The following is an 18,922-nucleotide window of genomic DNA, read 5'->3' as shown; positions in this document are numbered from 1 at the left end:
ATCTTCTCCTTTCACACTGCCAGTAAGGCAGGTACCATAATAATCAACATAATCAGTACAAGCTGAAGCATCATAGGCATAAGCAGCTTGGTGTCAGCCACCTCTCCCATGACCTTAGCTTTATTTCTTCTTTCAAACATAGCTGCTTCGGACTCTGCTTCAAGTCTTGATAAAAGCTGTCCTTGACCTAGCTTTAGGCTTTGGTTAATCACAGATACAAACTTAGAGAACTGTGTACCGCCTATCCTTTTTCCAAAGTTTTCATAGGCTTCTCTTTCAGTCTTGCCGTTTCCAACTTCCCAAAGTGTAAGCCTTATCTCCTCTGTCAGGCTTTTATTGGATGCAAAGCCTGTTTCAAGCTTTCTCCATATAGCAGGTATATTAAGTCCTGCTCCAAGCAGTATCACAAACCGTCCCACAAACTCTGTATAGCCATTTTTTAGTTCCTCCTCTCTGTCTTTAATCTTTCTTTTATTGTTTTCGTTAAAAACTACAAAAAGACAAATGATAGTTGCAAGTGCAAAGCCTACGAGATTTCCCGTTATTTCTTCCTTAGGGAAATATGCCCTCACTCTTTTTCCCTCCACTTCTGCCGGCAGGGTAATGGTCTCATTTTCTCCGTCAGCAAAGGCAGAGTCTAGCTTTTCTTTGACTGCAAGCTTGACCTTCTCCTCCTCTGTAAGCGTCCTTGGATATACGGTTATTACAAGGCTTCTGCTTATCTCCCTTTCCCCATAAGCTGCTGTTAGCTTAAGAGTTACCGACTGCTTTTCTTTAATCAGGTCAAAGTTTAGGTCGCCGTTATCAAGCAATATACCTCCCTCGTCCGTACTAAAACTAATGTCCACAGGGTTATTCGCAAGCCTCACCGGGATGTTTAATCCTGTAAGCACCCTCTCTTTTCCTTCTCCCTCTCTGTACATATTGGCTTCAAGAGTGTCCAAAGTATTATGTAGATATTCATCTATTTTTACTTCTTCAAGCTTTTTAACGCCTATCTGCCCCTCGTAGGTAAGCTCTTTATCAGGTTTAATTCCATCTACTTCAACACCAAAGCTTATGTTTTCTGCTTCTTCATACGGCTTTGGCCTGGTGATAGTGGTGAGTTCTACTCTTGTCAGCCCGCTGTCATAGACAATCCCTGCTATAATGCCAAGAAGGGATATTACCGCCACTATTATAATGATTAGTCTTTGTTTTTTATCAAATGATTTGTATATACTCATCTCACACCTTAATATCAGTTATTTTATCAAACCACAGGCAACATGCGCCGTAGCACACAAGCACCACACTCATTATGATTCTTCCAAGCGCCCCATCATACAGGCTCTTCATCATGTCAGACATTGAGAAGTTTAGATATAATAAAATAGCAGGAAGTATTGCTGTCATAAACTTACTTTCAAGCTTTTTACCGCTTATTAAGGCAGTTATCTCTCTTTCCATCTCATTTTTATCCACTATACACCTAATGGTATGCTCCATAACCTTTATAAGATTGCCACCTGCCCTTTTAGAAATCTTGCAGACTTCGGCAAATTGATTGATATCTTCTATTCCACTTCTTTTTCCAAAGTCATATAAAATATCTTCTATGGGAATGTTCATTTTGAGACTGCTTTCCATAGATATCAGTTCTTTTATTATCATAGAATCTCTGTTATATAGACTGTATAGTCTCTCCCTCGCTGACAATACCGCCCTTTCAAGAGAGGAGCCTGCCTTTAGCGATGTCATTATTACCTGTAAGAATTCTACAAACTGAGAAGACAATTCGTTTTTTCTCTTTTCTATAAGCCTTTTTCTATTCACTTTTTCAAAAACTATCCCAAAGGGAAGAATGATTAAAGCACCCATTATAGATTGGTAAAAAAGCAAGCCGAAACTTACAGAAACAGCAAGCCAGATGGCTATAAGCTTAAGCCATTCAAGCTTAGACCTTTTATATACCAAATAATTCATCTTTGTTAAACCCTGCCATTTCAAACTTAGACATTCTTTTTGGAGAACCACACCTTATAAGCCCCTTATCAGCTTCGTATTCAAATATCTGATTAAGTGCAATATCCCCTTTGTCATCTTTATATATTTCGCTTATTTCAAGGACTTTACGCCTGCCGTCTTTGAGCCTTCCAAGGTAGACTATGTAGTCTATGGCAGAGACTATCTGTCTCTTTGCTGCGTCTAATGGGATGTTGGCTCCTGTAAGTACAAGTGTTTCAAGCCTGGAGATGGTATCCTCTGCTGAGTTTGCATGTATGGTTGACTCTCCGTAGTGCCCTGTGTTAAAGGCATTAAGCAGCATAATTGCGGCCTTTCCGTCTCTTACCTCTCCTACAAGGATTCTATCAGGTCTCATTCTAAGCGAGGACTTGATAAGGTCTCCTATCCCTATTTCTCCCCTTCCCTCGACATTGGCATTTCTGGTTTCCATCTGCACCAGGTTAGGTATGCCAAAGAGCTGAAGCTCTGCAGAGTCTTCTATTATGATTACTCTTTCCTCCCTCGGAATATAATCCGCCAGTGCATTAAGAAAGGAGGTCTTGCCTGAGGAAGTGCCACCGCTAACTATGATGTTACAGCCTGTTTCCACAAGTATTCTAATGAAGTCAGCAGCCTCTTTTGATAAGGTCTCGTATTCAAGCAGCCTTTTCATCGTCATAGGCACCTTAGGGAATTTTCTTATGGTAACTACTGCCCCACCAAGTGCAACAGGTGGCAACACCACGTTTACCCTTGAACCATCTTGAAGCCTTGCATCCACTATAGGTTCAGCCTCATTTACAGTACGGTTTACCTTTGCTACTATCTGCTGTATTATATCCTCAAGTTCTTCTTCAGAAGCTATCTTTCCATCGAATTTTTGAATATGTCCGTCTCTTTCAATAAATATATTATCAGGCCCATTTACCATAATTTCAGATATACTCTCATCATCTATCAGCTGCTGAAGTACCCCCAGTCTTCTAACAGAATTAAATATCTCTATACATAGATTCTTCTTTTCAGTAATGCTTAGATATTCTTCTGTACTTAGATTTAATACTCTTTCTTCAATTTCATTTAAGACCTCTTCATCGGTTAGTTCCCTTGAGAAATCCAGTCTTTCAAGCAATTCTTCTTTTATTCTATATCCAAGTGTCTGTTCCAAATTCTACTATTTCAACCCTTCTTTCTACATCCTTCATACCCATAAGCCTTAGCTTTGATATGAAATTCTCCGCACTTTCTCTGTCTCCTCCTTTAGTAGTTACAACTATTTCCATAAGACTTGCCGCCTTCATAAGTTCAAATGACGCAAGTGAGATGATTCCAAGATTTATAAGAATGAAGTCATATTCATTTAGCTTATTAAGAAGATTTAACAGCTCCTTTGCATCCTCTCTTGTTAGTTCTGCCAGGTCAAAGGGGCTTGATACCGGAAGTATCCTGCCTGATATATCCTCTCTTTCCACCAGTGATTTGAACTTCCACTTTAGCTTGTCTCCACCCTGCTTAAGAAAGTAAATCAGCTCTGATAGTCCTCTGCCTGCTCCCATTCTACCGGCATTGCTGCCATTAAACGGCTCCATATCTATGTAAAGTACTGAACCTTTGTTTTTAAGGTCATTTAATAGGAGGTTAGCATATTCTCCCCGCTCAATACTGCTTTTCGTCGAAAATACAATGCGTATATTATTGTCATCAAGCAATGCTTCATCTTCACTCATAATTATTGAGCTAAGTTCACCTACTATTGCTTTTGCTGACTGATACTTAAATATCCAAGGTCCGTTTTTGTCGTCTTCTCTAGTAGTAACCAGGCTGATTATCCGGTCTTTATCTACCTTCCCTTCTATCCTATGTACGTCAAAGCCTTCACAAACTACAACAAAACCCGGTTCTGCACTTTCTATATGCTTAACAAACTTATCCGCATCTGAAAAGGCAACAGTCACAAGCCCAAGCTCCATATTTTTGTTGAGATAGTCTGAAAGCGCCTCTACATAAGCTTCTTCCTTATCATAAATAGTAAGAATTCCCCCTTGCAATAAAACATCACCTCGCTTTAACTGATTTTTGGGTACACTAAAAGAACCTATTTTACAATAGAATGATTAAATGCTATTAAGTTTCACCGTTTGGTTATTTTTTGAATAAAATAATTCATATATTGCTTTAGAAACACCTAACAACTTCTTAATCTATTACTCTAGATAATATATGTTAACCCTAAGGGGACTGAGTTAACAGTCACCCTTATGTTTCTTTATTATTTCCTGATATCTTCTGGCTGAAGCATTCATTTCAGTATCTTCCGGTTCTTTTTCCACTGCTGAATGTTCCATCTCTTCAAGCTCTTCATTTAATAACGCTAAGTCTTCTGCACTGAAAAAGTTATCCATATGAATTCTCTCCTCCTTTTTCTTTATGCAATTAGTATATACGTTTGTCACAATTATTGCAATATGTAACTTTGTTGAAATTCATTTTTGATTTTTGTGAAAGTCGTACAAGTTAATTGGTAAAAATATCCTGATTTTACCAGTACCAAAATAAACCTACTCTTCTTCCTTATCAAGCATCTGAGAAAGTGTTCTCCAACCCAGCACTGCACACTTAACTCTTGCAGGCATGTGGGATATATCCCTAAGTGCTATGGCTTCATCAAGCTCTTCAAGGACTTCATCCTCTTTAACTTCGCCCTTTATCATGCCCATAAAAAGCTCACCAAGTCTTAGTGCCTCTTCCTTATCCTTACCTATGATAAGATCAAGCATCATGTCCGCTGATGCCTGTGATATGGCACAGCCTGTACCTGTGTAGCCTCCGTCAACTACTACATCTCCATCAAGCTGAAGCTTAAGTGTAATATCATCACCACAGCTAGGGTTCACGCCTCTAAGCTCAATGGTTGGATGCTCTATCTCGTGCTTATTGTTTGGATGCATATTATGCTCCGTAAGTATTTCGTTATATATGCTTCTAAGCTCCATAACCAAGCCACCCCCTTACCTTTGTCAAACTATCTAAAAATCTGTCAACCTCTTCCTCTGTGTTGTAAAAATACAGGCTTGCCCTTAGGGTCGAATTAAAGCCTAAGAACTTCATCAGAGGCTGGGCACAATGGTGTCCTGCCCTCACACAGATACCTGCTTCATTTAATATAGAAGCAGTGTCGTGTGGATGTACATCATCGATTGTAAAGGTGACAATTCCGTGGTGCTCATCCGCTTTGTCTGAGCCTGCAATATTGATATAAGGAAGAGCCCTCATCGCTTCAATAAGCCTCTTTGTAAGCCTAAGCTCTGTCTCTTCTATACAGTCAAAACCTACCTTGTCAAGATAATCCATAGCAGCGTGAAGTCCTGCTGCCCCGCCTACATTCACTGTACCTGCCTCAAACTTATGTGGAACTTCTGCGTAGGTGGCTGAGTCGAGCTCCACGTACTCTATCATCTCTCCTCCTGTAAGGAATGGAGGCATCTTGTTAAGCAGCTTCTTCTTGCCATAAAGTACACCAATTCCCATAGGTGCAAGCATCTTGTGGCCTGAAAATACATAAAAGTCTGCATCAAGCTCTCTTACATTCACCCTTGTATGAGGAACTGCCTGTGCTCCGTCTAAAACCACAACCGCTCCTACTTCGTGGGCTGCCTTTATTACCTTTTCCACAGGATTCTTTCTTCCAAGCACATTTGAAATATGTGCAAGGCTTACCAGTGCAGTCTTTGGCGTAATCTTTGCCGCTATTTCTTCATCTGATATAAAGCCCGTCTCATCCGGAGTTAGAAAAACCAGGTTAGCACCTGTCCTTCTTGCCGTCTCCTGCCAAGGAAGGAGGTTGCTATGATGCTCCATAACAGTGAGCACAATATCTTCTCCTTCTTTTATAAAGGCTTCTCCGTAGCTTCTTGCTATAAGATTAAGGCTTTCGGTTGCATTTCTTGTAAATACAATTTCAGAAGAAGATGATGCACCAATAAACCGAGCGGTTCTTTCCCTTGCATTCTCATAAACTGTCGTAGCCTTGACAGAAAGGTCATATACACCACGGAGAGGATTGGCATTCTCACTCTCATAGTATCTTACCATTCTTTCTAGTACCATATCCGGCTTTTGGGTTGTAGCAGCATTGTCAAAATAAACTAAATCAGGATATTCCCTGAAAAACTTAAAGTCCTTCCTAAAATCACTGCTCATCGTTAAAAACCTCACTTACATACTTTATAACTTTGCCCTCAGTTTCGTCATCACCGATTTGCTCGGTAACTGCATTAATATAAGCCTCAGTCATAAGCTGTTTTGCAGCCTTTTCGTCTATGCCTCTGCTCTTTATGTAAAATAATAGCTTCTCATCTATTCTGCCTATGGTAGCACCATGGTCACCTTCTACATCTTCCTCGTGACAGAGGATAAGAGGAACTGACTTATTGATAATACTTGGGCTAAAGAGGAGGGTATCTTCTTTTTCAAAGCCACTTGCACCCTTTGCTCCTTCCTTAAAATCAATGGTTCCACGATACACCTTGGTGGAATTGTCAAGAAGCACACCGCTTGCATCCATGTTTGAGGAGACCTTTTTTCCCCATTCGTTGGTGACAAAGTTCATGTCAAGGAGGCTGTCTCCTTTACAAAGATAGCCAGTTGCACTCCTATACTCACTCTTTCTTCCCACAAGCTCCGTTCTAACTCCCACGTATGAGCGCTTTCCTCCAAGCTCAAGCTGTACGAGTTCAGCCTTTGCATCATTTTCAAGGTGAAAGCCCAAATCATCAAAATGGTCCGTACTCTCTGAGAGGAGGTTCACCCTTACAAGCTTAATACTTGCATTTTCGCAGACATAAACTCTGGTCTGAAGTCCAAGAAGATTCTCTTTATTTTCAGATTCAAATACTTCAATAAGTGTAAGCTCTGAGCCTTCACTAACATAGATAATATGGCTGTTTAAGGAGTTCTCCTCTCCTGCCCTGTAGGTTATCTTAACAGGTTTATCTACCTTTACTCCCTTTTTGGTGGTAATCACTTTAAGAGGGATGCCCGCCGCTTTGATAGCATTTCTTACTATATCTGTAGATGGCGCATCCTTTACTTCCCTGTCTCTTCTATTCTCATCTTCAAGGCTGTCTCCTCCTGCCTTTGAATCAAGGTTAAGAGCCTCCATACCCGTCTTTACAAAGTCTGCCTTAGCTACTATCTCTTCAAAAAGAGCACCGCTTTCAAGTATGTCTACTCCATCCTGAAGTCTAAGGTCTATATCATTGTTCTTATTTATCTCATAGTTAAAATCTATATCCGCATAGCTGTTCTTCATCTTGCCATAGGTTATGGCAGGAAGATAGTTTACAGCTCCCTTTAATTCAAACTTCATTACATACCTCCCTTCATTTCAAGCTGAATGAGGTTATTCATTTCAACTGCATATTCAAGCGGAAGCTCCTTGGATACAGGATTGGCAAAGCCACTAACTATCATAGCTCTTGCCTCTTCCTCGCTTATTCCCCTTGACATAAGGTAAAATACTGCATCATCACTGATTCTTCCTATCTTAGCCTCGTGTCCGATGTCTGCATCGTCGGTTCTTATATCCATAGCTGGTATAGTATCGGAACGGCTGTCACTGTCAAGCATAAGCGACTGACAGGATACAAAAGCCTTGCTGCGCTTTGCACTTTCACGAACTGTAACCATACTTCTGTAGGTGTTGGTTCCGCCTCCCTTAGATACTGACTTTGTATTGATAATGGAAGAGGTATCCTCTCCTATGTGTACCATCTTCGCGCCTGTATCAAGGTTCTGTCCCTTGCCTGAGAAGGTTATTCCTGTAAACTCACTTCTTGAGCCATTTCCCTTTAAGATGCTCATAGGATAGAGGTAGGACACGTGTGAGCCAAATGAACCTGAAACCCACTCAATCACGCCGTTTTCTTCAACTATGGCACGTTTTGTATTGAGGTTGTACATGTTCTTTGACCAGTTCTCTATGGTAGAATATCTAAGTCTTGCATTTTTCTTGACAAAGAGCTCTACACAGCCTGCGTGGAGGTTCGCTACATTGTACTTAGGGGCAGAACATCCCTCTATGAAATGAAGGTCTGCTCCCTCATCAACTATGATTAAAGTATGCTCAAACTGTCCTGCTCCTGCGGCATTAAGCCTGAAGTAAGACTGTAAAGGTATGTCCACCTTAACTCCCTTTGGTACATATACAAAGGAGCCTCCTGACCAAACTGCACCGTGAAGGGCCGCAAACTTGTGGTCTGAAGGTGGTACAAGCTTCATAAAATACTCGTGTATCATGTCGCCGTATTCGCCATGCATGGCTGATTCAAGGTCCGTGTATATAACACCGAGGGCTGCCACTTCTTCACGAACATTGTGGTATACAAGCTCAGAGTCATACTGAGCACCTACTCCTGCAAGTGAAAGCCTCTCTGCCTCAGGTATGCCGAGCTTTTCAAAGGTATCCTTGATATCCTCAGGTACTTCTTCCCATTTTCCCTTCATATCTCCCTTATGGCGTACATAGGTCATAATTGTATCCATATCAAGTCCCTCAATTGAAGGCCCCCAAGCAGGAGTCGTGAGGGTATTGTATATGTCTAAGGACTTGAGCCTGAAATCACGCATCCACTCAGGATCATTCTTTTCTTTTGATATCTGAAGTACGATGTCCTTTGTTAAACCCTTGTCAAGTTTTAAGAAGTCCTCTTCATTTTCGTCATATCTAAAGTCGTAAAACGAACTATCTATATCATCTATTACAGTTTTTTCATTCTTATCTAATTCAGCCATTTTTACTCCCCTAATTTCTCAAAGCGGGCAAAGCCGTTATTGTTTATCTCTTCTACAAGGGCAGCATCGCCTGTTTCCACAAGCTTGCCCTTTACAAGTATATGTGTATAATCTACCTTTAAGGCTTCTAAGATTCTGGTGCTGTGAGTAATGATTAAAAGAGCACCGTCTCTGTTCTTCTGATAAGCCTCAATACCACGGCTAACTGTCCTAACCGCATCCACATCAAGTCCTGAGTCTGTCTCATCAAGGATGGCAAGCTTAGGACGAAGCATAAGCATCTGCAAAATCTCAGATTTTTTCTTCTCACCACCTGAGAAACCTACATTAAGATCCCTTGTAAGGTAGGACTCATCCATCTGTAAGATTTCCATAGCTTCTTTTAAGTCCTTCTTAAACTGCATAATCTTGAGCGGTTTGCCTGTAATCTGTCTGATTGCATTTCTAAGAAAGCTCTCAAGAGAGATGCCTGCTACCTCATAAGGGCTCTGAAATGAAAGGAAGAGTCCCTTCTTTGCCCTAACGTCGGTTCCATCTTCTATGATGCTCTCTCCTTCAAGCTCTATATCTCCGCTCTTTATCTCGTATGCAGGGTTGCCCATAAGGGTGAAACCAAGGGTTGACTTTCCTGCTCCGTTAGGTCCCATAAGTACATGGGTTTCACCTTTTCCTATAGTAAAGTCGATATTCTTAAGGATTTCCGTATCATCTATAGCTACAGATAAATTGTTAACTTTTAATAATTCTGACATAATGCCTCCTAATATATAATCAACGATTTTAATTCCTACCATTTTAGTACGAATTCGATTTTTATATTATAACCGTTGTTGGATAAAGTTTCAATAAGTTAGAAACGACTAATATGTGCATTTTTTAAGTTTTTTAATTTTGTTTGTAATTACATGCAAAAGAGAACCCCGTATAAGGATTCTCTTTAAGTAAGTTGTTCTTCTAAACAGACTTCCGGTATTTACTTGGTTACAGCCATTGCCGAGATGGTGTCAGTCAGGGCTTTTGAAAAATTAACACCAAGCCTTACTCCCAAATCATTGGCCCATTTAGGAATATTTAAGGTCTTTTTAACAAGAGTCGTATCTCTTATGTACTTTTCGACATCTACCATTACCAGCGTAACAAATCCATCATCGCAGCTTAGTTCTTTGATGCCACTTGGTTTAGGAATGGTTTCACCTTTTTCAAGCATATCAGCAAGTGTCATTCCAAGTACTTCTTCTGCCATACTAATTCCGTAGGCAATATCATCTTCATCAATGCCTGTATAAACTCCGTCTATATCAGGACATTCTATGAAATAACCACCATCTTCTTCCTTATGAAATATAAATGGAAAAGCCATATTTAGATTTTTATCAGCCATATCACAACCTCCCATATAAACCTGCATCTTTTAGTATTCATACTACGTGTCTATACGTGTGTCAACAACATTTTATACACTTCTCTCTTAGGCATCCCCCTATCGACTGCCACTGCCTTCATGGCATCTTTTTTATCCATTCCCTTGTCCATATAAAGCTTCATATGCTCGTTTATGTCCATTTCTTTGTAGGAGGCCTCTTTTTCCTTCCTTATCTCCTCTATTTTCTTTCCCTCTATAACTAACACAAATTCACCACGAGGCTCATTTTCCTCATAAAAATTCAGAGCATCTTCAAAGTTTGTTAAAAATACATTTTCGTGAAGTTTAGTAAGTTCCTTTACAGCAGTCATCCTTCTGTTGCCAAGAGCAGAAAAAAGCTCAGCTATAGTCTTTTTAAGTCTATGAGGAGCCTCATAGATGATGATAGTCCTGGTCTCTGTCTTTAGTTCCTCTAAGATAGCTGCCTTTTCCTTTTTATCGTTTGGCAAAAAGGCTTCAAAAGCAAAGCGCCTTGTAGAAAGCCCGGAAAGAGTAAGGGCAGTTATACAGGCAGCGGCACCGGGCAGGGACGTAACCTCTATTCCTGCCTCGTAGCACTGTTTGACTAGCTCCTCTCCCGGGTCTGATATACCGGGAGTACCCGCATCTGTTATAAGGGCTACGTTTTCCCCTTCTAACATCCTATTTACAAGGACTTTAGCCTTGTCGTACTTGTTGAACTCGTGGTAGCTGGTAAGAGGAGTCTTTATCTCAAAATGATTAAGAAGCTTGATAGAATTCCTCGTATCCTCGGCAGCTATCACATCTGCCTCCTTCAAGGTTCTTATAACCCTAAATGTAATATCTTCAAGATTGCCAATCGGTGTGGCACATAGATATAACTTTCCGGCCATGTTCATCCTTTCTAGTACCTGTAATCCCTCATCATTTCTTCGGTATATTTCTTATTTTCATCATATACAATAAGTGGCTTCTCTATTGTAAGTCTTGGATTGCCGTATTTTACAGCCTCTATAAGTACCATATTGGGCTCTTTGTCAATCTGCGGATGTACAAGCCTCATCCTCTTTGGTTCAAGCCTGTACTTTCTAAGATTTTCAAATATTTCAGGCAGTCTAAAAGGCCTATGCACCATGAAAAATCTTCCGTTAGCCTTAAGCAAATAGGAAGCAGCCTTAACCACATCTTCTAAGTTGCATAGAATCTCGTGTCTTGCAATCTGCTTAGGCGCATCAGGGTTGGCTATTCCGTGCTCACTTATCACGTAGGGCGGGTTTGAGGTAACCACATCAAAGCTATTCCTCTTAAATAAGTCCTCTACAGCCTTGATATCGCCTTCCACTATGTCTATATTGCTAATCTCATTACCTTTTACGCTCCGCCTTGCCATATCTGCACTTTCTGCCTGTATCTCAAGGCCTGTAAAGTGCTCTCCCTCTGTCTTTGCCCACAGAAGAAGAGGGAGGATGGCTGTACCTGTACCCAGATCTATAACCCTACTTCCCTTTTTGGCATAAGCAAAGCCTGATAAAAGTACTGCATCCATACCAAAGCAGAACTTATCAGGCGATTGTATAATATGAAGTCCGCTTATCTCAAGGTCATCCAGTCTTTCTCTGTCCTTAAGTTCAAATTCCATTATTCATCCTTCTTAGTCCAAACGTGTCTTACTTTCAGCCCTTTCCAGTGCTTCAAGAGCCTTTATCTCAGAGGATTCGACTTCTTTGTCACGTTTTCTCTTTTTAGGCTTAAATGTAAGCTCGCTAGCCTTATATTCTCTTATTTCCTTGTCTCCGTTTTCATTTTCAACTATAAGCTTCACAAGCTGCTTAAGCGCACTTACGGAGCTAACCTCACCCTTAATTCCTTCCGCAGTAGTCACAATGTCTCCTACATCAGGAAGAGTGGAGTTAAGATATTCATAGGCTGCTTCTTCATTTTTAAGACAGCACATAAGCCTTCCACAGACTCCTGATATTTTGCTTGGATTGAGTGAGAAGTTCTGGTCCTTTGCCATCTTTATAGATACAGGTATGAACTCAGATAGGAAGGTACTGCAGCAAAGAGGTCTGCCACATATACCTATTCCACCCTTCATCTTGGCTTCATCTCTTACACCAATCTGTCTAAGCTCTATCCTGGTCTTAAATACATATGCCAGGTCCTTTACCAGCTCTCTGAAGTCTATTCTTCCATCAGCAGTAAAATAAAACATAACTTTGTTATTATCAAAGGTATATTCGCAGGCTATTAGCTTCATTGCAAGCTCATGTTTTTTTATCTTTTCAAGGCAGATATCAAAGGCTTCCTTCTCTTTATCCTTGTTTTTTCTGTCTATCTCTTCATCTTCAGGCGTAGCTATTCTGATTACTTCCTTAAGAGGCTGAACTATTTTGTCCTCCTCTATCTCTTTTCTTCCAAGAGCAACAAGTCCGTATTCTATGCCTCTTGCAGTCTCAACAATTACATGCATTCCTGCCTTTATATCAAGATTTTCAGGGTCAAAAAAGTATATCTTTCCTGCCCTTTTAAATCTAACTCCTATTACTGTAACCATATCTCTCCATTCTATCCAAATTTATTAAACGTCCTGTAAGGCTTTGCAACTGAAAGCCTTACAAAATGACGCACCGCTATTTATCCTTCATATACATAAACATAATCTCAAGAGCGGTATCAAACCTTACATTTGCATCTAAGCGCTTTTTGGTCTTCTCCATGCTTTCTATGGCTCTTTCTATCGAGTTATATTCACGCTTTGCTATCTGTTCATTTAAGTACTTATATTCTTCTCTAAACAACACCCTGTTCGCATCTCCTGTAGCCTTTAGTACAAGCAAGTCCCTAAACCAAAGTATCATAAGGTCTATACAATCTTTTATTTCCTTCTTATAGCCTTCAAGGTGCATTATTCCAGCTATCTCATCAGCTATGCTGTCCTTGTCAAGATTCCTTAGTATCCTTACAACTACGCCTTTCATCTCAAGGAAGTCTTCGCTGCTTGCATATCTTACCGCCCTGCCTACATTGCCCGCAGAGAACTTAGCTGCGGTCTCAGCTACATAGTCAACTATACTGTAATTATCTATTAGATACTGTTTTATCTTTGCTGTATCAATAGGCTTCACATCAAGGGTCACACATCTGGACCTGATTGTAGGTAAAAGTCTCTCTTTATTGGCTGAGAGCAGAATAATTATAACATATTCAGGCGGCTCCTCTATAGTCTTAAGCAGAGCATTTTGAGCCTGCTCATTCATCTTCTCAGCCTCTTTAACTATGTATACCTTGTATTTGCCATAAGGGAAGATATCGCTTGTTCCCACAAGCTTGGTACGTATCTCTTCTACACTTATGACTGTAGGTTTGTCGGGCTCTATGTAGATAATGTCAGGGCTGTTGCCATTTTCTACCTGTTTGCGGACAATCTGCCTCTCCTCCTCAGTTTCCTTCCCGGCACATAGAATCAGCTTGGCAAACTCCTTTGCTATAAAGAGCTTTCCCATACCTTTTTCACCTTCAAAGATATAGGCATGTGAAAATTCTTCCTTAGAAGCCGCCGTATTCAAGTATTCTACAAGGCTTTCCCTTCCCAAAATATTTGTATTCATATCCGCCTCCCATCTAGGTAAAGATGTCAAGCAAAAGTCCCTGAATTTCGTCAATCTTTCCAAGTATGCTTATTGCATCCTTTTCATCTTTTACAAGTTCCTCCGCAAGTTCATCAAGCTCTTTGTCTATTACCCTTATTATACCATATACTCTGTGTCTTCCACGTCTGTCAAGGTAATTCTCCCTTGAAAATTCATGGCTTCTTGAGAGGACTTCATTTAAGAATTCTTTGATAAGCCCTCTATAATGCTTCATGTCCCTTATATCCATGTGTTTTTTTAGCTTTTTACCCTCCATGGTGATAGAGCTCATTACAGCATTTAATCTCTCTGCCAAAGAATTATCTTCTATATTCTTTATAAGAGTGAACTTAAATTGTCCGTCATCCTGTTTGACTGTTTTTTCCACCTCGGGAGCCTTAGGCAGGGTAAGGGGATTAATCTTTATATCCATATCAGTTTTCCTTTATAAAAGCAGTTATTTCCTTAGTGCAGATATTCAAATTATTATTTTGAAATCTGTATTTTTTATCAATACCGGAGCTTATGAGATTCTCCTCACTAAAGTCAGCATTATCGGATAGGAATCTTCTACAAATCTCGGCTACATTGGGCTGTTTCTGCTTTTCTTCACGCCTTATGGCTCTTTTTATAAGTTCAACGTCAGAAACCTCTATGTAAACAGGTCTTACTTTATCCTCTCCAAAATAGCTTTTTATCTGATTATAACCTGCAAGAGTATTGATGCATATGTAGTCAGCCTGTGAGAGGTCCATACTGCCGTCATTCACCGTAAAGTAGTACCAAGGGCCGTCTATAGTGTTAAAGCAGCGCTCTTCTATAACCTTTCCTTCTTTTCTAAGCACTTTAAGTTCGGCCTCAGTCACAAAGTTGTACTCTAATCCGTTTACTTCTCTTATGCGCATAGGCCTTGTGGTGTAGATAACAAACTTTCTTAAACCAAGCCTCACGTCTTTCAAGAGCTTTCGATATATGCTATCCTTGCCTGTCGCACTCTTGCCCATCAGCACATACAAATATCCCATTTCCGTCTATTCCTCCATACACCTCTATACCGGCAAGCCTTGCAGCCTTTATATGATGAATAACATCCTCTCCAATCACCTCACCAGGCACCAAAAGAGGAATCCCCGGCGGATAGAAATATACATAATCTGCTGAAATAAAGCCTTGTGACGTATCAAGTGATACCTTGTACTTACCACAGGTGTCAGCTTTTTTCACAGCCTCGTAAGGAATATATTTTCTTTCAGGCAAAGTTTTCCATCTTCTGTCCATTAAAGTATAATCAAAATTTGCTTTATTATCAAGTGTAAAGAATGTTTCATCCCTGTCAAGCTCCGTAAGTGCCTTTAATAATCTATAAAACCCGTCATCAGTATCGAAAATACTCGTCATGGCAATCACATAGTCCTTCGACTTCATTTCCATAACAAGATGATGTTCATCGTATAGATATCGGTAAAGTTTAGAGCCAATATTATCCCCCGCAGTTATAACTATCTTACCAAAGTCATAGTTAAAGGCATTTACCGGTGAATAAATCCTTATATTCTTAAGCGAGGCTGCATTTTTTCTAAAACTAATTAGTCTTTGCTTATAGGCTTCAAATAATTCTTTCCCATAGTCTTTGATAAGATTTAGTGAGTTTTCCATGCCTGCAAGAAAAATGTAGGAAGGACTTGAGGTTTCAAGCAGGTTAAACTGTCTTCGTATTTTATCTATAATCTTCTCTTTTTCAGTACAAATGTGAAGTATAGCAGTCTGAGTATAGGACGGCAGGGTTTTATGAAAGCTTTGGACTACAAAGTCTGCCCCAAGGCTTACGGCAGATGCAGGAAAGTAGTCATCAAATCCAAAGTGAGCTCCGTGAGCCTCATCCACAAGGAGAAAAGCACCATATCTGTGGCAGATATCTGCTATATCCGCTATGTCAGATACAACTCCTTCATAGGTTGGAGAAGTAATTACAACAAGCTTAATCCCTGAATTATTCGGATTTTCAGCATTTCCCTCTTTGTCTAAATCTTCAAGGCGAAAGGCAGATGTTCTTAAGGCCTCCTCCACTTCCTTAGGGCTTATGCTTTGATATATACCAAGGCTGTCTGTCTCTCCTTCAAGGTAGTAGGGAACAAGTCCATAGAGTTCAATTCCGTGATAGACTGACTTATGACAGTTTCTTGCCATAAGCACTGCTTCTCCCCTATGTATAAGGCCAAGCACAGCTAGTATGGCTCCTGTACTTCCATTTACAGAGTATATACTCTCCCTTGCTCCGTAAAGCCCTGAAGCCAGCCTCTCTGCCTCCTTTATTATCCCTTCCGGGTTATGAAGATTGTCGAAGTTATCTATTTCCGTGATGTCGATATCATAGGGAGTAAGGCATTCATCCCAAAGTCCGTATCTTTTTATAAGCTTAGTATTTCTCTTATGCCCCGGCATATGAAAGGGGTAAAAGTCACTTCCGCTATGATTTTTAAGTTCATTATATATACTCATATTGTCTTCCTACGTACGAGAGACCGAAGGGTAAGCCTTTCGGTCTCTTGTATACTCTGCGTTTACTATATAGTTATGAAACCTTTTCCAAATTCCTTAGCTCCACGTCTTTTCTCGCCAGATAAAGTGCATCGGAGGCTGCAAAATCATCAAATACACCCCATCCATAGCTCCTATCTTTGTTTTCTTTCTCGACTCTTACAGGCTTAGAAGCGGCAAAAGGAGAAGAAGCAGAAGGTTTATTTACGACAGCTTCCTTTGCAGGCTTAGGCTTTTTAGCTTCATTTTGAGCCTTTTTATTCTCATAAGACTTAGTAAACTCGTTAATTACATCAACCGTAGCATCTCTGTTTACTACAGGCTCATTTACCATCTGGCTTGTCTGATAGGTGCTGATTTCCTTAAATGCCTTGGCTGATTTTTGACTGTTTCCCTGTGTGGCTGTATAGTAAGTGTTATCATTCTTAGGTGTAACATTAGCTCCACTCTGATTTCCGATATTCTTGTTTGCATTATTTTTATTTGCGTATTTTACCAGTGCAACTATAATAAACACAAGTATTATTATCAGTTTCATATTATTCTTCCTCCATCTTAATAAGCTAGTTTATTTAACCAAATACCCTTTTTTACCATAACAAAGCCAATCACGCATTTGATAAGGCTTACAAGCTGTACACAAAGGAATACCACAACAATGTAAAGTGGTGTAAAATGTACCAATACATAGGCTACAGGCACAGATACTACACACATAAATACACTGTCAAACAAAAACGTAATAAGAGTCTTGCCTCCCGAACGTATCGTGAAATAACAGCAGGTTTCAAATGCATATATAGGCATACAGGCCGCTGCAACTCTGATAAATGATGTAGCAAGCTCCTTAATCTCGTCAGTAGTATTGTATATCATTGGGAAAAAAGGTGCAAGTAACAATAAGAGGGTCGAGGTACCTATACAGATGATTTCGGTGAAAAATATCAGCTTGACTGAATATTCCTTTGCTTCTTCCATCTCTCCTGCACCTAGTCTCCTGCCTAATATTATGGAGATTGCATTACCCATTGCGATTATGCCTACATTGAAAAGGTTGGATATAATCTGTGATATATTAAGAGCTCCAACCACGGCAAGCCCCCTGACTGAATAGTTCTGAAGCAGGGCCGCTACTCCCATCGACCAAAGGGTCTCATTAAGAATAAGAGGCATACCCTTTGCTAACATGTCTTTCGCCAAGGAAAGCGGTATCTTAAAGCTCTTAAATGCACCAATAATAAATGGCTGGCGCTTACTGTGGGTATGTGTCCATACGACCACATACGCCATTTCCACATATCTTGCTATGATAGTAGCAATGGCTGCACCTGCCACTCCAAGAGCAGGAGCTCCTAGCTTGCCATAGATAAGTACATAGTTTAATGAGAGATTGACGATGACAGAGACAACTCCTGCCTTCATAGGTACTATAGTCTCCTCAGAACACCTTAGTGTGTCGCCGTATGCTTGAGATATGGCAAAAGGAGGAAGTCCTATAAGCATAACGCCAAGATACACCTTTGCATTGTGAAGAGTTCCTGCAATGGCCTCCTCTGCACCGCTTTCACCGTGTAGATAAAGCCTTATTAGTTCCTCTCCAAAGCCCAGGAAAATGGCTATGCTTAGAACTGTAATTATAGCTACTACTATTATCTTGTAACGGAAGGTATATCTGATTCCCTCCGTATTCCTTGCCCCGTGAAACTGTGCTGTGAATATCCCGGCTCCCGCTACTCCTCCAAAGATACAAAGATTAAATACCATAATAAGCTGGTTGACTATGGCTACTCCGCTCATTTCATTGGTTCCGACACGCCCAACCATTATGTTGTCTATCATGCTGACAAAGTTGGTTATACCGTTTTGAACCATGATAGGCACCGCTATAGCCAGTATCATAGTATAAAAACCTCGGCTGCCTATGAATTTTTTCTTCAAACTTATATTATTCATCTTTTCCCTGCTGTCCCATAAATTCTTCCATAGTTGCAGAATTCTCACTGCTTATTCCATCTCTTTTTACAACCTTAAGTACTGTCATAAGTATAATCTTAATATCAAGCATAAGGCTTAGATTGTCCACATATTCTACATCATATCTAAACTTTTCTTCCCAGCTTATGGCATTCCTTCCATTTACCTGGGCAAGTCCTGTAAGTCCGGGCCTTACCTCGTGCCTTCTTGCCTGAGTCTTGCTGTACCTGGTAAGATATCTAACAAGAAGCGGGCGTGGGCCTACTATTGCCATGTCACCCTTAAGTATGTTGATTAGTTCAGGAAGTTCATCAAAAGAGGTATTTCTAAGAAATTTTCCGTAATAAGTAAGCCTCTTCTCATCGGGAAGCAGCTCTCCTCTCTCATCCCTTTTGTTGTTCATACTCCTAAATTTGACCAACTTAAATATCTTGCCGTCTTTTCCCGGCCTCTCTTGTGTAAAAAAAGGATTGCCTCCCATTAGAAAGGCTCCTGTGATGGTTAGAAAAACAAGTATGGGAAATAGGAGAACAATAGCCATTAGGGATAAGATAAAGTCCAACATCCTCTTAAAGAAATTCCTATACATGCCTTTCCTCCAAATATTTATATTCTG

21 protein-coding genes are annotated in these 18,922 nt (G+C 40.2%); all 21 read right to left on the bottom strand.

The features are described from left to right. Positions 1–11 precede the first annotated feature (11 nt). On the bottom strand, positions 12–1,226 hold the full coding sequence (locus tag JJN12_RS04560; protein ID WP_208428567.1) for a type II secretion system F family protein: 1,215 nt from the start codon (positions 1,224–1,226) through the stop codon (positions 12–14). 1 nt (position 1,227) lies between these two features. Further along, positions 1,228–1,965 carry a type II secretion system F family protein gene (locus JJN12_RS04555; protein ID WP_208428566.1) on the bottom strand — a complete coding sequence of 246 codons (738 nt, stop codon included), beginning with the start codon at positions 1,963–1,965 and terminating at the stop codon, positions 1,228–1,230. Further along, positions 1,946–3,154, bottom strand: coding sequence for a CpaF family protein (locus tag JJN12_RS04550; RefSeq protein ID WP_208428565.1), 1,209 nt, complete (start codon positions 3,152–3,154; stop codon positions 1,946–1,948). Before JJN12_RS04550 ends, JJN12_RS04555 begins: the two co-directional genes overlap by 20 nt. Next, positions 3,132–4,034 (bottom strand): hypothetical protein, encoded by a 903-nt coding sequence (locus JJN12_RS04545; protein ID WP_208428564.1) that lies wholly within the window; start codon positions 4,032–4,034, stop codon positions 3,132–3,134. The genes JJN12_RS04550 and JJN12_RS04545 overlap by 23 nt, the downstream gene beginning before the upstream one ends. A 195-nt stretch (positions 4,035–4,229) precedes the next feature. Then, positions 4,230–4,388 carry a hypothetical protein gene (locus tag JJN12_RS04540; RefSeq protein WP_208428563.1) on the bottom strand — a complete coding sequence of 53 codons (159 nt, stop codon included), beginning with the start codon at positions 4,386–4,388 and terminating at the stop codon, positions 4,230–4,232. A gap of 156 nt (positions 4,389–4,544) precedes the next feature. Further along, the gene (gene sufU / locus JJN12_RS04535) at positions 4,545–4,979 is read right to left on the bottom strand and encodes a Fe-S cluster assembly sulfur transfer protein SufU (RefSeq protein ID WP_208428562.1); all 435 of its coding nucleotides are present in this window, start codon (positions 4,977–4,979) and stop codon (positions 4,545–4,547) included. Next, positions 4,969–6,186, bottom strand: a complete 1,218-nt coding sequence (locus tag JJN12_RS04530; protein ID WP_208428561.1) for an aminotransferase class V-fold PLP-dependent enzyme — start codon at positions 6,184–6,186, stop codon at positions 4,969–4,971. Before JJN12_RS04530 ends, sufU begins: the two co-directional genes overlap by 11 nt. Next, positions 6,176–7,354 (bottom strand): SufB/SufD family protein, encoded by a 1,179-nt coding sequence (locus JJN12_RS04525; RefSeq protein WP_208428560.1) that lies wholly within the window; start codon positions 7,352–7,354, stop codon positions 6,176–6,178. The genes JJN12_RS04530 and JJN12_RS04525 overlap by 11 nt, the downstream gene beginning before the upstream one ends. Next, positions 7,354–8,778 (bottom strand): Fe-S cluster assembly protein SufB, encoded by a 1,425-nt coding sequence (gene sufB / locus JJN12_RS04520; protein ID WP_208428559.1) that lies wholly within the window; start codon positions 8,776–8,778, stop codon positions 7,354–7,356. The genes JJN12_RS04525 and sufB overlap by 1 nt, the downstream gene beginning before the upstream one ends. 2 nt (positions 8,779–8,780) lie before the next feature. After that, entirely contained in the window at positions 8,781–9,530 is a 750-nt protein-coding gene (gene sufC, locus JJN12_RS04515) for a Fe-S cluster assembly ATPase SufC (protein ID WP_208428558.1), read from the bottom strand. A 221-nt stretch (positions 9,531–9,751) separates the two neighbouring features. Then, the gene (locus tag JJN12_RS04510) at positions 9,752–10,159 is read right to left on the bottom strand and encodes a type II toxin-antitoxin system HicB family antitoxin (protein WP_208428557.1); all 408 of its coding nucleotides are present in this window, start codon (positions 10,157–10,159) and stop codon (positions 9,752–9,754) included. 50 nt (positions 10,160–10,209) lie between these two features. Then, positions 10,210–11,055, bottom strand: coding sequence for a 16S rRNA (cytidine(1402)-2'-O)-methyltransferase (gene rsmI, locus JJN12_RS04505; RefSeq protein ID WP_208428556.1), 846 nt, complete (start codon positions 11,053–11,055; stop codon positions 10,210–10,212). An 11-nt stretch (positions 11,056–11,066) separates the two neighbouring features. Then, positions 11,067–11,801 (bottom strand): tRNA1(Val) (adenine(37)-N6)-methyltransferase, encoded by a 735-nt coding sequence (locus tag JJN12_RS04500; RefSeq protein ID WP_208428555.1) that lies wholly within the window; start codon positions 11,799–11,801, stop codon positions 11,067–11,069. Between the two features lie 12 nt (positions 11,802–11,813). Continuing rightward, on the bottom strand, positions 11,814–12,719 hold the full coding sequence (locus JJN12_RS04495) for a PSP1 domain-containing protein (RefSeq protein ID WP_208428554.1): 906 nt from the start codon (positions 12,717–12,719) through the stop codon (positions 11,814–11,816). 76 nt (positions 12,720–12,795) lie between these two features. Beyond that, positions 12,796–13,773 (bottom strand): DNA polymerase III subunit, encoded by a 978-nt coding sequence (locus tag JJN12_RS04490; RefSeq protein WP_208428553.1) that lies wholly within the window; start codon positions 13,771–13,773, stop codon positions 12,796–12,798. Positions 13,774–13,786: 13 nt separating this feature from the next. Beyond that, entirely contained in the window at positions 13,787–14,227 is a 441-nt protein-coding gene (locus tag JJN12_RS04485; protein WP_208428552.1) for a YaaR family protein, read from the bottom strand. Between the two features lies 1 nt (position 14,228). Next, positions 14,229–14,819, bottom strand: a complete 591-nt coding sequence (locus JJN12_RS04480) for a guanylate kinase (protein ID WP_208428551.1) — start codon at positions 14,817–14,819, stop codon at positions 14,229–14,231. After that, positions 14,770–16,293: an aminotransferase class I/II-fold pyridoxal phosphate-dependent enzyme gene (locus JJN12_RS04475; RefSeq protein ID WP_208428550.1), complete on the bottom strand. Its 1,524-nt coding sequence runs from the start codon at positions 16,291–16,293 to the stop codon at positions 14,770–14,772. Before JJN12_RS04475 ends, JJN12_RS04480 begins: the two co-directional genes overlap by 50 nt. 73 nt (positions 16,294–16,366) lie before the next feature. After that, positions 16,367–16,870, bottom strand: a complete 504-nt coding sequence (locus JJN12_RS04470) for a hypothetical protein (protein ID WP_208428549.1) — start codon at positions 16,868–16,870, stop codon at positions 16,367–16,369. Positions 16,871–16,887: 17 nt separating this feature from the next. Then, complete coding sequence (locus JJN12_RS04465; protein WP_236013695.1) at positions 16,888–18,285, bottom strand: MATE family efflux transporter; 1,398 nt, start codon at positions 18,283–18,285, stop codon at positions 16,888–16,890. Then, on the bottom strand, positions 18,278–18,895 hold the full coding sequence (locus JJN12_RS04460) for a sugar transferase (protein ID WP_208428548.1): 618 nt from the start codon (positions 18,893–18,895) through the stop codon (positions 18,278–18,280). The genes JJN12_RS04465 and JJN12_RS04460 overlap by 8 nt, the downstream gene beginning before the upstream one ends. Positions 18,896–18,922: the final 27 nt, after the last annotated feature.

Source organism: Catonella massiliensis, from assembly GCF_016651435.1.
Classification (GTDB): domain Bacteria; phylum Bacillota; class Clostridia; order Lachnospirales; family Lachnospiraceae; genus Catonella; species Catonella massiliensis.
This window is presented reverse-complemented; position numbering and strand designations above follow the sequence as displayed.